At 68.6% G+C, this 12,590-nt stretch carries 11 protein-coding genes and 1 pseudogene; 11 read left to right on the top strand and 1 reads right to left on the bottom strand.

Features of this window, described 5'->3' with window-relative positions; all coding sequences use genetic code 11:
• Positions 1-153: 153 nt before the first annotated feature.
• The 8 genes and pseudogenes from B4E97_RS07505 to B4E97_RS07470 form a co-directional block, all read left to right on the top strand.
• Positions 154-2,568, top strand: coding sequence for a hypothetical protein (locus B4E97_RS07505; protein WP_286959284.1), 2,415 nt, complete (start codon positions 154-156; stop codon positions 2,566-2,568).
• A 9-nt stretch (positions 2,569-2,577) separates the two neighbouring features.
• A complete protein-coding gene (locus tag B4E97_RS07500; protein ID WP_286959282.1) occupies positions 2,578-3,144 on the top strand; it encodes a hypothetical protein in 567 nt (188 codons plus the stop codon).
• 443 nt (positions 3,145-3,587) lie between these two features.
• Entirely contained in the window at positions 3,588-4,022 is a 435-nt protein-coding gene (locus B4E97_RS07495) for a hypothetical protein (protein ID WP_286959281.1), read from the top strand.
• A 244-nt stretch (positions 4,023-4,266) separates the two neighbouring features.
• A complete protein-coding gene (locus B4E97_RS07490) occupies positions 4,267-4,776 on the top strand; it encodes a hypothetical protein (RefSeq protein WP_286959279.1) in 510 nt (169 codons plus the stop codon).
• 1,117 nt (positions 4,777-5,893) lie between these two features.
• Complete coding sequence (locus B4E97_RS07485; protein WP_286959277.1) at positions 5,894-6,364, top strand: hypothetical protein; 471 nt, start codon at positions 5,894-5,896, stop codon at positions 6,362-6,364.
• Between the two features lie 69 nt (positions 6,365-6,433).
• Positions 6,434-7,201 (top strand): helix-turn-helix domain-containing protein, encoded by a 768-nt coding sequence (locus B4E97_RS07480; RefSeq protein ID WP_286959275.1) that lies wholly within the window; start codon positions 6,434-6,436, stop codon positions 7,199-7,201.
• A gap of 66 nt (positions 7,202-7,267) precedes the next feature.
• A complete protein-coding gene (istA, locus tag B4E97_RS07475) occupies positions 7,268-8,935 on the top strand; it encodes an IS21 family transposase (protein WP_286959273.1) in 1,668 nt (555 codons plus the stop codon).
• Positions 8,932-9,219: pseudogene (locus B4E97_RS07470) on the top strand (ATP-binding protein); the annotation flags it as partial. The gene istA and the pseudogene B4E97_RS07470, both read left to right, overlap by 4 nt.
• Before the next feature lie 172 nt (positions 9,220-9,391).
• Here B4E97_RS07470 and B4E97_RS07465 read toward each other — a convergent pair.
• Positions 9,392-10,453, bottom strand: coding sequence for a YeiH family protein (locus B4E97_RS07465; RefSeq protein ID WP_029212122.1), 1,062 nt, complete (start codon positions 10,451-10,453; stop codon positions 9,392-9,394).
• Positions 10,454-10,540: 87 nt separating this feature from the next.
• On the opposite strand from B4E97_RS07465, the gene B4E97_RS07460 reads away from it, so the two are divergent.
• The 3 genes from B4E97_RS07460 to B4E97_RS07450 form a co-directional block, all read left to right on the top strand.
• Positions 10,541-11,446, top strand: a complete 906-nt coding sequence (locus tag B4E97_RS07460) for a LysR family transcriptional regulator (protein WP_016996892.1) — start codon at positions 10,541-10,543, stop codon at positions 11,444-11,446.
• A 123-nt stretch (positions 11,447-11,569) separates the two neighbouring features.
• Positions 11,570-12,142 carry a recombinase family protein gene (locus tag B4E97_RS07455; protein WP_029212121.1) on the top strand — a complete coding sequence of 191 codons (573 nt, stop codon included), beginning with the start codon at positions 11,570-11,572 and terminating at the stop codon, positions 12,140-12,142.
• Positions 12,143-12,229: 87 nt separating this feature from the next.
• Positions 12,230-12,590 (top strand): DUF4158 domain-containing protein (locus B4E97_RS07450; RefSeq protein ID WP_286959266.1); only part of this gene is annotated, 361 nt, incomplete at its 3' end.

Raw genomic sequence — 12,590 nt, 5'->3', positions numbered from 1 at the left:
CCCTCCGCCCGACCACCGACGCCCCCCCCCCCCCCCACGAGAGCGGGGGCCGCCCCCACCCACCCCCCGACCCACGCCGCACCCCACCAGGCCCCCACCACCGCCGCGCGGACCACCACGGCCCCCACCACGGCCGCCACCCACACCGACACCATGTCCCGCCAACCCACCGGTGCCTTCGCCCCACCCACCCACACACCCACCACCCCACCGCAGCACACCCCACGCGCCACCGACGACGGCACCCACCGCACCGTCTTCACCACCACCGGACTCAGCGCCCTCGCCGCCGCTGGCCTCATCGCAGCCCTACGACGACGCCGCGACGGCTACGGCCGCCACCGCCGCCCCGGCAAGCGCACCCCCACCCCCACCGGACCGGCAGCGCTCGCCGAGGCGCAGTTGCGCGCGGCTGCGGACCCGCTGTCGGCGGACCACCTCGACCGTGCGCTGCGGACCTTGGCGATGCACGCCCGTGAGGTCGGGGCCCCGATGCCGGGCCTGCGCGCTGCCCGCATCAGCGCCGACGCGCTCGAGCTGTACCTCACCGATGCCGACACGGCGCTGCCGACGCCCTTCAGCAGCGCCCCCGAGGATCCCGGCACGTGGACCCTGGACCGCCGACACCTCGATGTGCTGCTGTCCGCGCAGGACGCGGCCACGATCCCCGCGCCCTACCCGGCCCTGATCAGCCTCGGCGTCGACGAGGGCGACGCCCACCTGCTGCTGAACGTCGAGGAGCTCGGCTCCCTGGGCATCGCCGGTGACCCCACCGACTGCCACGAGGTCCTCACTGCTCTGGCGATCGAGCTGATCACGAGCACCTGGACCGACGACTCCCGCATCACCCTCGTCGGCATACTCCCCGAGCTCGCGCACGCGCTCGGCAGCGACCGCGCCTCCTATGTCGACACCGTCGCTGACATCCTCACCGCACTCACCTACTCCAGCGACATCACCCGCCAGGCCATGACCGATCGCGAGCTGCACGGCCCGACACAGGCCCGAGTCGCCGGCGACGTCGAGGACGTCTGGTCACCGCACGTGCTGCTCATCGGCACCCAGCTCGCCGCCCACGAGCGCGAGCAGCTCGAGGAGATCCTGGCCACCGTGCCCCGCGTGGCCGTGGCCACCATCACCACCGGCATGACGCCGCTCGGCGACTGGTGCGTGCACCTGACCCGCGACGGCGACGACGTCACCGGCGTGATCGACCCCGCCGACATCAGTGTCACCCTTCAGCACCTGCCGCTCGACGCCTACCGCGCCCACCTCGACCTGTTCGACCAGGCCGACGGCGAGCCGGTGCCCGGCCCCGCATGGACCGAGACCCTCACCGACACCCTCCCGGTCGAGGACCTGCCCACCCATAGCGAGCTCTACCCCCTCGAGGGCGACCCCGAGGACGACGACCTCACCGCCAAGGCCGTCGCCCAGGCCGCCTACCTGCCGACCTCTATCCCCGCGTGGCCCTCCACCGGGGTCCTCGACAGCGTGGTCAGCCTGGAGGACGACGACCGCGCCGAGACCCACACCCGCACGAAGCCCATGAAGGCGACCGATCCAGCTGCCCGGGAGCAGCAGGACACGAGCCAAGCCGGCGACCTGTCCCAGATCATCACCGAGCTCACCACCGCCCTGCACCGTCTCGAGCCCGACGACGCGCCCACGCACGACGCCGTGGACCTCACCGCCAGCCCGGCCAACACCGACGAGGACGCGGCCCCCGCTACCGACATCTCCGTCGACGAGCCCGCCTCGACGCTGCCCGCCAACATCGACCCCGCCCCCCAGATCACGGTCCCAGCCCTGCCCGACGACGCCCCCATCGTCAGGCTCCTGGGGCCCGTCGCGATCCTCAACGCGCCCGGCACCAAGCCACGCAGCCCCGCCCGCATCGCCGAGCTCGTCGCCTACCTCGCACTCCACCCCGGCCGCAGCGTGGAGGCCTTCAACGCCGCAATCTTCCCCGGAGAGCGCACCGACGGCGGCAAGCTCGGAGAAAAGCGCAATGGCTATATGCGCCAGGCCCGCACCTATCTCGGCGAGAACCCCGACGGCCGCCCCTACGTCGGCCTCGTCCCCGCCATCGGGTACGCCCTCGACCCGACCACCTGCGTCGACTGGTGGCTCGTGCGCGACATGATCGGCACCGACATCTCCACCACCGCGTCCGTGATGCTCGAAGCCGCATTGCGCCTCGTCGACGGCCAACCCCTGTCCGGCGTCGACCCCTCCCGCTACCTATGGGCCATGGCCGACCAGGCCGAGATGATCAACACCATCGCCGACATCGCCCACGAGCTCGCCACCCGCGCCCTCAACGCAGGCGACTCCCGCACCGCCGACTGGGCCGCCAGCAAAGGACTCGCCGTCGAGCCCGTCAGCGAAGCACTCTGGCGCGACAAGATCACCGCCGCCTACCAGTCCGGCAACCCCACCCGCCTCACCACCACCATCGACCAGATGCACCAGCATCTCGACGACGTCACCGGCGACCTCGAAGATGACACCCGCGACCTCATCGCCACCGTCCTCGCCAAGCAGCCCACCCACGTCCACGCATAGGAAGGCCCCATGACCACCACCACACGCGCCACCGCCGCCCTCGCAGGCCTCGCCCTGGCCGCGGGGTTCACCACCGGCTGCACCAACGGCGTCGCCGCCGAGAAGACGACCAGCACGACCGCCACGATCACCGCCACCACCACATCCACGCCCACCCCCGACCCCACCCAGCAGGCCTACGCCGGCGCCCGCAAATCCATCGACCAGTGGATCAAGATTCCGACCTCTGGACCCGTCTCCGGGAGCTTCATGACCCCGGACCACATCGCGAAGCAGAACAGCGACCGTAAAGCGCTCGCAGACGCCGGGATCCGCGTCGTGAACCCCGAGACCAAGACTGTCTCGATCACGCCCGTGGAGTACACGACTAGACCCTCTGTCGTCACCACCATGCGCGTCTGCTCGACAGGCGATCCTCGCCTGATCGACAAGAACGGCAAGGACGTCACGGCCGACGACAAGGGCAATCCGATCCCGAAGGGGCAGAAGCGCAAGGCGGTCCTCGTGCAGCTCACGAGCCCTGACGGTGAGAAGACCTGGCAGGTCAACTCCGTACAGAGCGATGGGCCATGCTGACCGGCCTAGCCGCCGCGAGCACCGTCGTGCTGGCGCTCTCACCTATCGCAGCTCCGCCGATCCGCGGACAGGGCAATTGCCACGAGATGGGGGGGCAGATGATCTGCACCGTCGTCGCGGAGATGCCCGTCAAGTCCGCGCCCCGAAGCGGGGGCCGCGCGGCCGCACCCCGCGTGACCGCGCCTCGAGGTGGCCCTGCCGCCAACCCGGCCCGCTTGAGCCCGCGCCCAGCATCGGGCGGCGTCCCGGCACTGACCCCCGGCCAGCTCATAGCGCCAGGGATCGCCTGGAACACGCAGGTCTCAAGCGTGGATCCATGCGCTGCGTTCTGGGCTGACCTGTCTGGGTGCGGACCGGCTGCTCCGGCTCGAGCGGCCGGTCCAGCTCCGGCGGCTGGCCCCGTCGTCCCCCAGATCTCTCCCGAGCAGCTGCGTCAAATGGCCATGGACGACCTGACCCTGACCGAGCCGCACATCCAGTCAGCGCCATGCTCCGGAGCGGACTGCAAGGGAGCCGTCGGCGTCCCCGCCTGGTTCTGGGTCCCCCAGGGGGACTGGACGCCTCAGTCCGCCACCGCAACAGCCGGCACCGACTCGGTCACCGCCACCGCCACACCGACCTCGGTGACGTGGGAGCTCGGCGACGGCACCAGCATCACCTGCAGCGGCCCCGGCACGCCATACGACCAGAGCAAGGGCTGGGCAGAGTCCCCGGACTGCGGCAGCAAGTGGCTCAAGGCCGGCTCCTACACCCTCACCTCCACCCTGCACTGGACCGTCACGTTCACCGGGTCGGTCACCGACACTCAGGACCTCACCACCACCAGCACGGCGCCCGTCGACATCGGGGAGTACCAGGTCTTGGTGAAGGGCCACTAGCTGGCCCTGACTGCATGGCCTCGAGGCACACGCCACGAGGCTATGCAGTGCTGCCATCTCAACATTCCCGCAGGTCAGGCCCCTGAAATTTCTTCACGAGGCGATGTCACACCTGGGCACGGCGACCGGCTTACTCCGGAGGTAGAGACCCTCAAGGAGGAAGTTGACCCATGAATCAAAAAATCCGCCGACACGCGGCGTCAGGTGTGCGCGTTAATCGCATTCACACTGCCAGGATCCCCGCATGGGTTATTCAGCAGCTCGCCGGCGCAGCCCTGGTAGGCCGCGCCTCAACCGCGACCTCCGTCAGTTCGTCACGCGCTTCGAGCCCGATCTGCTGGCCGCCTTGCAGCTCCAGGCTGATGCCGTCCACCTCTCACTGTCCAGCTACCTCGTGCTGCTGCTCGCCCAGGTGCACGACTACCACGGCCAGTACCTCGCCGAGGTGGAGGCACCTCTCCCCACTGCCGTCACTGTCGACGATCTGCGGCGCACGGTCCCCTATCTCCCAATGGACCCCCGACGCACCAGCGTGCGCGTTGGCGAGCAGCAGTACACCAAGACGCTGCGCGTCGACCGCCCCCTGGCAGACCAGATCGACCACCGCTGCCGGGAGCTCGACCTGGCCTACTCCGAGTACTTCCGGGGCCTCTTCCGTGAGGCCGCGGGCTTCCCGTCCCCTGAGGCTGCAGGGGAGCAGCAAGCCGCGACGATCAGCAAGGAGGGCGAACTGCGCCTGGCAGAGGCGTCCTAGACCTAGCAAAGGCCCCCTCCGCGCCAACGGAGAGGGCCTCTTGGGAGTCAGTGCCTATCTGACGCCGTACTGCTAGCCGAATACCAGACCCACCTGACTGCCTTCTTAGCCGGAGTGCCGATCAGGGTGACTCTTCGTATCCGAGGTCTCAATCATGAGAGTAGCACCTCGGGGTGGCTTCGCCTACCCTGAAACACCTGAAATTTCGATGAATCAAACCCCCTCTGACCTGGGGAAACGCGCCCTCCCACCGGGTGTGGGGGACACGCCGAGGACAGCAGCTCGTGGGGTCCGCGTGCCTCGGCGTGTGCGTGACGCGCCCCTGCCCGCGCTGGCGCTGGCACAGTACGCACTCGTGGCGCGGTGCTCGAACAATGGCATCGCGCGGGTCGGCCAGGCGGCGCTCATGACGGCACTGGGCCGGCCTGGACGTCGCCCCGACTGCCTCACGCGCGCCACCGCGGCACTGGTCAAGCTGGGGATCCTGGCGACCTCGAGGCCCTTCCCGAAGGCCAAGCTGGAGTATCGGCTCCGGGTCACCGCTACCGCGAGGTCGCAGGAGCGATTCGACGTCGTCCCGTACGAGCTGCTGGACGCGCTACGGGCGGGGGAGTGCTCACCCACCGTGCTGCGCACCTGGCTGCACCTGGACCAGGCTCTGGGATGGGCGGGGCGCACCCGAGACGCCTGCGCGGAGATCGCGGCCCGGATCGGGATCAGCGCCGACTCGGTCTGGAACCACGTCCGCCTCCTGGCGCAGCTGGGGTTCGTGACAGTGCACGGGACCCGCCGGGAGTGGCTGCTCCTACGCGGCCGGCCGACCCCGAAAGAACGGCCAGCCGCAGCCGGCCCAGGCCCCATCAATGACCCTGCCGGAATCACGGGCAGCGCACCCAGTGGTACCGCGGAGGCCGGGGTGGCTGGAGAAAATACGGGGTCAACCGGCGAGGAAATGCGGGCACAGACTCTTACCCCCGCTTCTCCTCTACCCCCCGAAACCCCATCCTTCGCGCGTAGCGCGTCACGTCACCTCAGTACCGCGCTACGCGCGACCGGCCGCACCCGGCCGAAGAAGGGTCGTGGTCAGCCTCGATCAGGAGCGATCGCCCGCGCCGACGTGAAAGCCGTCCTGTCCCAGCTCGACCCGCAGTGGACGCACTGGGAAGCCCGACGGTGGCGCAACGGCCTCGCCGGCGTGGTCGCCACGCACCTGGACGACGGTGTCCCCGAGCAGGTCCTGGTCCGCGCCATCACCGACTACGCCGATCTCGACGCCACAGGCGGGCGGCACATCCCCGCTGCGCGTGCTGCCATCACGATCGTGATTCGTGAGATCCGCCGCGGCCTGGCCTGCCGGGACTGCGGCTACGGCGACCTGCACGAGCTCCACGAGGGCCTGTGCATCCACTGCCACACCCGCCCGAAGCAGCACAACGCCGATCCCGGACTGGCGGATCCCGCAGCCTGCCTCGAGCCGGACGACCTGCAGATCCGCGCCACGATCTACCGCGGCCTCGGCATCCCCCTCGAGGAGATCGCCCTCACCGACCCAGCCACCCACGCGCTCATGACCACGAGTGCGGCATGAGCGCCAGGGGCCTGTCAGTGGTCGCGTCTACGGTGCAGACATCCGGCCGCGGCCCGTCGAGGAGGTGAGATGTCCATCACCGAGACGCTGCGCGCCCACAAGGTGGTCCTCGACCCCGCCGCTGAGCAGGCCCAGGCCTTCACGAAGCACGCGGGTGCAGCCCGGTGGGCCTACAACCACGCCCTGGCCGCGAAGGTGACCCCGCACCGGGTGTGGCAGCAGCTCGTGGCAGAGACCACGTACACCCCCGACGCACCAGTCGACCCTGACAAGGCGCTCGCGTGGGCCCGCAAGCAGGTGAAGGTGGCTGTCCCGTCCAAGCCGGTGATTCAGCGCGAGCTCAACCGGGTCAAAGGCCCCTACGGCACCGAGCTCGCCGACGAGCTACGCGCACTCGGGATGCACTGGGACCGCGAGCGCAGGGTGCGGTGGGCGTCGTCGTCGAAGGCGGGGCAGGTTGTCGAGCTGATCTTGGCGGATCGGGCTCGTCGGGCTGTTAGTGCGGCGGCTGCGGCTGAGCGTCGTGATCGTGAGGTCAGGGAGGCTGGGGAGCGGGCGGCCCAGGCGGTTCGGGAGCGCAGTGATGAGTTGGCGTCGTTGGCGCAGCAGCGGCCGATCTTCCGCAGGCTGCGTGGGGTGTGGCGGTTGGTGGGCGCGGGTCTGAGCGTGGGGCAGCGCGTCGACGTCGAGACTCGCAGCGGTGAGGTGCGGGCGGTGCGGGTGCTGAGCGTGTCGCCGATGGAGGGTGAGAGGGGTGGTTGTGACAGCTTGGTTTGGCCCCGTTGTGACGGCCTGATCTGGCCCCGCGTGCGACTTGCCGGGGTGTTGACGGTCTGAACTGGCCCCACCCCTTCACGCTGGTCCCCATCACTGGGAACCAGTCGCAAGGGCAAGGGAGCCAAGATGGGGTCACGAGTGCAGCTGTACGCCGACATCCGCCACGACGCGCGAGTCGATGGCCTGTCCATCCGCGAGCTCGCCCGCAAACACGGAGTCCACCGCCGCACCGTCCGCCAGGCACTCGCCGCAGCCGAACCCCCACCCCGCAAGAAACCGGTCCGCACAGCACCGCGCCTGGACCCGTACAAGCCGGCGATCGACGAGATGCTCACCTATGACCTGACCGCGCCGCGCAAGCAGCGCCATACCGCGACCAGGATCCTGGCCCGGCTGCGCGACGAGCACGGCGCCACCGACCTGTCCTACTCCCCGGTGCGGGACTACGTCCGGGTCCGGCGCGCGCAGATCGATCTGGAGGCCGGGCGCCGGGTGGAGGCGATGCTGCCGCAGGACCACGCCCCCGGCGCGGAGGCCGAGGTCGACTTCGGCGAGGTCTACGTCATCCTGGACGGCGTCAAGACCAAGTGCCACATGTTCGTCTACCGCCTGTCCCACTCCGGCAAGGCCATCCACCGCGTCTACCCGACCGGCGGACAGGAGGCCTTCCTCGAAGGACACATCGAGGCCTTCCACGCCCTGGGCGGCATCCCCACCCGCCACATCCGCTACGACAACCTCACCTCCGCCGTCGTCCAGGTCATCCACGGCGGCGACCGGCTACGCGACGAGAACGAACGATGGGTGCTGTTCCGCTCCCACTACGGCTTCGACGCGTTCTACTGCCAGCCAGGCATCGACGGCGCCCACGAGAAAGGCGGCGTCGAGGGCGAGGTCGGCTGGTTCCGCCGCAACCACCTCACCCCCATGCCCGAAGTCGCCACCCTGGACGAACTCAACGACAAGATCCGCGCCTGCGAGCACGACGACAACACCCGCCGCATCACCGGCCACGCCAACACGATCGGGCAGGACCACCACGCCGAACTCGACCACCTGGCACCGTTGCCGGCCGACGACTTCGACCCCGGCCTGATCCTCCACCCCCGCGTCGACCGCTCCGCCCTGATCACCGTCCGCATGGTCAAGTACTCCGTCCCCGCGCACCTCATCGGCCAACGCGTCCGCGTATCCCTTCGGGCCTCGTGCGTGGTCGTGTTCGAGGGCCGCACCGTCGTCGCCACCCACCCCCGCCTCGGCACCCGTGGCGTGACCCGGGTCGAACTGGACCACTACCTCGAGGTCCTGCGGCACAAGCCCGGCGCGTTCCCCGGCTCCACCGCCCTCGCGCAGGCCCGCGCCGCCGGAGCATTCACCGCAGCCCACGACGCGTTCTGGGCCGCCGCCCGCAAGACCAGCGGCGACGTGGCCGGGACCCAAGCGTTGATCGACGTGCTCCTGCTCCACCGATCCCTCCCGTCCGACGCGGTGATCGCCGGCATCACCTCGGCCCTGTCGGTGGGCGCGATCAGCCCCGACGTCGTCGCCGTCGAAGCCCGCCGCCACGCCACCAGCCACACACCCGCCCCAGCCAGCCAGACCAGGGGCGGGACGGTCGTGAACCTGCCACCCCGACGCCCCACCAACCCGCACCAGGTCATCGCCCAGCTCCCCGAAGACACCCGACCCCTGCCCACCGTCACCGCCTACGACGAACTCCTGCGCCGACGCCAACCCGACCCCGCCCCGGCCCCCGCCGAGACTCACCACCACACCCCGACAGGAACCCCATGACCACCACCAGCACCAGCCGCCCCGCGAGCCTTCGCCGGCGTCAGGGCCTGACCGAACAAGCCGCCCAAGCCGCGATCGACCAGGCCTGCCGCCGGCTGCGGCTGCCCACCATCCGCGCCGTCGTCGACGACGCCGTGACGGCCGCCACCAAGGAACAACTCACCTACCAAGGCTTCCTCGCCGAACTCCTCCTGGCCGAGGTCGACGACCGCGACCGCCGCTCCACCCTGCGTCGCATCAAGAGCGCCGGCTTCCCCCGCGAGAAATGGCTCGCCGACTTCGACTTGGGGTGGCTTGTGAAAAAGTGAATTATACGACGCTAAGGTTTTGCCTGGCGCCGTAGCGGCCTGTATTTGCCGGGTTTGATGTGGTTGGCGCGGGGCCAGGTGTAGTCACCGGTGAGGTTGATGTGTTCCCATCCCAGGGGTGATAATGACGCCCTGGTGCTGGCCATGTTCAGCCTGCGAAGGTGACTCCGCAGTAGGCGATCGTTGCGACGAGAACGGTGGAGAGTGCGGCTAGGGCGAAGGGCTTGAGGCCCACCTTGACGAGGTTCCGAACCTTGACGCCGCAGCCGAGTCCGAACATCGCTGCAGCCAGCAGTCCTGTCTGCAGCAGCCCACCGGCCATCAGCACGGTGCCCGGCAGAGGGATGAAGGAACGCACGAACACCATCGCGATGAACCCGATGATGAACAGCGGGACGACGGGCGGCAGCTTCGAATGCGACATCTGTTGACCGGGTTCGCCTGCCGTACGGCTGAGACGGCGCTGCCGGATGCTAAGGATGGCCACGACAGGGGCGAGCAGCAGCACTCGGGCGAGTTTGACGATGACCGCGACCGTGAGCGCTCCGCCACCGATGATGCCTCCAGCGGCGACGACTTGCGCGATTTCATGGATGGAACCCCCTGCCCACATCCCGGCCGTCTCGGAGCCCAGGCCAAGCAGGTCCGTGATCAGTGGGACGAGGGGAATCATCAGCGTTCCGAAGATCACCACGAGGGCGACCGCGGTGATGGTGTCTTCCTCGGCCTCGTCGTCCGGATCGGTGACCCCTGCCGCGCCCGCCACGGCTGCCGCGCCGCAGATGGAGAATCCGCAGGCGATTAGCAGCGAGAGCCCGGATGGAACCCGTAGCAGCTTCCCCAGGAGAACGGTGCCAAACAGTCCGCCGGCGACAATGCACACGATGACGACCAGCATCGGGGCTCCGAGTTCGAGGATGTCTGTCAGTACCAGTTGGAGTCCGAGGAAGACGATGCCGGCGCGCAGGAGCTTTTTCGCGGAGAAGTCTATGCCGTCGGAGGCTGCCGCTGGCAGCCGGACGACGTTGGCCAGGAGTACGCCAAGCACGATCGCGATAATGAGCGGGCTGACTCCCGGCAGCAGCAGGCTGACCCCGTACGATGCTCCGGCCGCGGCGAGGCAGAGGACAAGCCCGGGCAGCAGCGCGCGGACTCGGGCAAGCAGCGTGTGTTCCGGTCGGGCGGTCGCAACGTCCTGGGCATGGGTCATGCATCCATCATTTCCTCGGACCGCTCGTGCGAGTAGAGGCAGATACCGTCCGCCATACAAGTTATGCTTGTGCTTGGGAGGCGGAAGATGCGCAACGGGCCGGACTTGGAGGCACTGCGAGCCTTGGCGCTCGTCGTGAAGGAAAGCAGCATGTCGGCGGCAAGCACGCAGTTGGGCGTGAGTCAGCAGGCGGTGTCTCTGCGCATCCGGAAACTGGAAAAAGATTTGCGCGTGCGACTCCTGGTGCGTTCTGCACGGGGTTCGCGATTGACTCCGGCGGGCGAGCTGATTGTCGGCTGGGGAACAACGCTGCTGACGGCGGCCGATGAGTTCTCGGATGCTGTCGATTCGCTCCGCACGGATCGCGGGAAGATGATGCGCATCGCCGCGAGCCTCACGATCGCAGAACACCTCCTACCGGAATGGATCGCCCGGTGGCGCATCTCTCACGGCGATGACGGCCCGGTCGTTCAGCTCACAGCCGCCAACAGCAGCACGGTCGTCGAGGCCATACGCGAGGGAACCGCAGACCTCGGGCTCATCGAGACCCCTGTCGTTCCCGCCGGCCTCCGGTCAGTCACTGTTGCTTACGACACCATCGAAGTCGTTGTGCAGCACGGTCACCGGTGGGCGAAGACCCGCCAGGTGTCCGTTCGTGAACTGGCGGCCACTGGGTTGGTGCTCCGCGAGACCGGCAGCGGCACCCGACGAGCGCTCGAGAACGCCCTCGCCGTGGCGGGCTTTCCACTCGCAGCCGAGCCCGCAGCCGTGCTGACGACCACGCTCGGCGTTCGCAGCGCGATTATGGCCGGCATCGCCCCCGGCGCGCTGAGCTCCCTCGCAGTGTCCGAGGACACCCGTGCCGGCCGACTCGTCCGAGTTCGGATCAACAATCTCCAGATCACCCGCCCGCTCACCGCCATCTGGGCGGGGACGGCTCCGCCGCCTCATGTACGGGACTTCCTGGATGTCATCGCCCGAACTGACCGGTAACGATCGTTTGCGAGACACTCCCACTGACGTTCGAGGCTGCGCGAAAATCCGGGGTCTTATATGTAACGGTTCCCGTGTACGCGCCAATGTAACGGGAACCCGCCTTGGTGATACGTTTTGGTGATGCGAGTCGGATACGGACGGGTCTCCACCCGCGATCAGCACCCCGAAGCCCAGCACGACGCCCTGACTGCGGCCGGCTGCGAGCAGATCTTCCTCGACATGGCCTCAGGGAAACTGGCACGCAGGCCCGAACTGGACAAGGCCCTGCTCTCGGCCAACAGGGCAGGGGATCAGCTTGTCGTCACCAAGCTCGACCGGCTCGGCCGGTCGCTGGAGAACCTCATCGAGTTGTCCAAGACGCTGCAGGAACGCGGTGTGGATTTGGTCGTCCTGGACCAGGGCATCGATACCTCCACAGCGATCGGTCGGATGTTCTTCCAGATCCTGGGCTCGATCGCCGAGTTCGAACACGCTCTGATGTCCGAACGGACCCGTGACGGGCTGGCCGCGGCCCGTGCGCGGGGCCGGACCGGCGGGCAGAAACCAAAACTCGGCCCGCGCCAAGTCAGGCTGGCCCGCGAAATGTATGACGAGAAGGGCCCCGATGGGAAACGGACCCACACGGTAGAGCACATTGCCCAGGAATTCGGCGTCACCCGGCCCACCATCTACCGGCATCTGGCGAAACCATGAGCGGTGCCCGTGCGCTGCAGGTAAATCCGCTGCAGGTAGAGATGGTGTCCCCGTGGGGCGGCAACGTAGCGGCACAGGAAATCTGAGGTGGCCTTGCGTTCCCTGCTCACGGTGGCCGAGCGCGGCCAGATCCTGGCACTGCCCACCGGGACGGAGGACCTTGAAGCCCACTACACACCCAGCGATGGGGACATGTCGCTGATCCGGCAACGCCGCGGGGACGCGAACAGGTTGGGCTTTGCCATCCAGCTGTGCCTGCTGCGCCACCCGGGAATCGCGCTGGCCGAGGACACTGAGGTGGCTCCTGAGCTGATTTCATGGATGGCCTCCCGGCTGGCCGTTTCTATTGAGGCGTGGGACGAGTACGGAACACGTGAGGAAACGCGGCAGGAACACGGACGCGAGATCCGCGCGTATCTGGGCATATCCGGCTCTTCCGACTTGAGCG

Origin of the sequence: Arsenicicoccus sp. UBA7492, from assembly GCF_002479615.1 — a bacterium.
GTDB lineage: Bacteria > Actinomycetota > Actinomycetes > Actinomycetales > Dermatophilaceae > Arsenicicoccus > Arsenicicoccus bolidensis.
The sequence above is the reverse complement of the archived record's forward strand: the minus strand, read 5'-3'. Positions and strand labels throughout refer to the sequence as shown.

Excerpts from the sequence above, each read along its gene's own strand:
- istA (WP_286959273.1), top strand. The coding sequence starts at position 7,268 with ATGGGGTCACGAGTGCAGCTGTACGCCGACATCCGCCACGACGCGCGA.
- B4E97_RS07460 (WP_016996892.1), top strand. The coding sequence starts at position 10,541 with ATGCGCAACGGGCCGGACTTGGAGGCACTGCGAGCCTTGGCGCTCGTC.
- B4E97_RS07505 (WP_286959284.1), top strand. The coding sequence starts at position 154 with ATGTCCCGCCAACCCACCGGTGCCTTCGCCCCACCCACCCACACACCC.
- B4E97_RS07465 (WP_029212122.1), bottom strand. The coding sequence starts at position 10,453 with ATGACCCATGCCCAGGACGTTGCGACCGCCCGACCGGAACACACGCTG.
- B4E97_RS07490 (WP_286959279.1), top strand. The coding sequence starts at position 4,267 with ATGGGTTATTCAGCAGCTCGCCGGCGCAGCCCTGGTAGGCCGCGCCTC.
- B4E97_RS07500 (WP_286959282.1), top strand. The coding sequence starts at position 2,578 with ATGACCACCACCACACGCGCCACCGCCGCCCTCGCAGGCCTCGCCCTG.
- B4E97_RS07480 (WP_286959275.1), top strand. The coding sequence starts at position 6,434 with ATGTCCATCACCGAGACGCTGCGCGCCCACAAGGTGGTCCTCGACCCC.
- B4E97_RS07495 (WP_286959281.1), top strand. The coding sequence starts at position 3,588 with ATGGACGACCTGACCCTGACCGAGCCGCACATCCAGTCAGCGCCATGC.
- B4E97_RS07455 (WP_029212121.1), top strand. The coding sequence starts at position 11,570 with ATGCGAGTCGGATACGGACGGGTCTCCACCCGCGATCAGCACCCCGAA.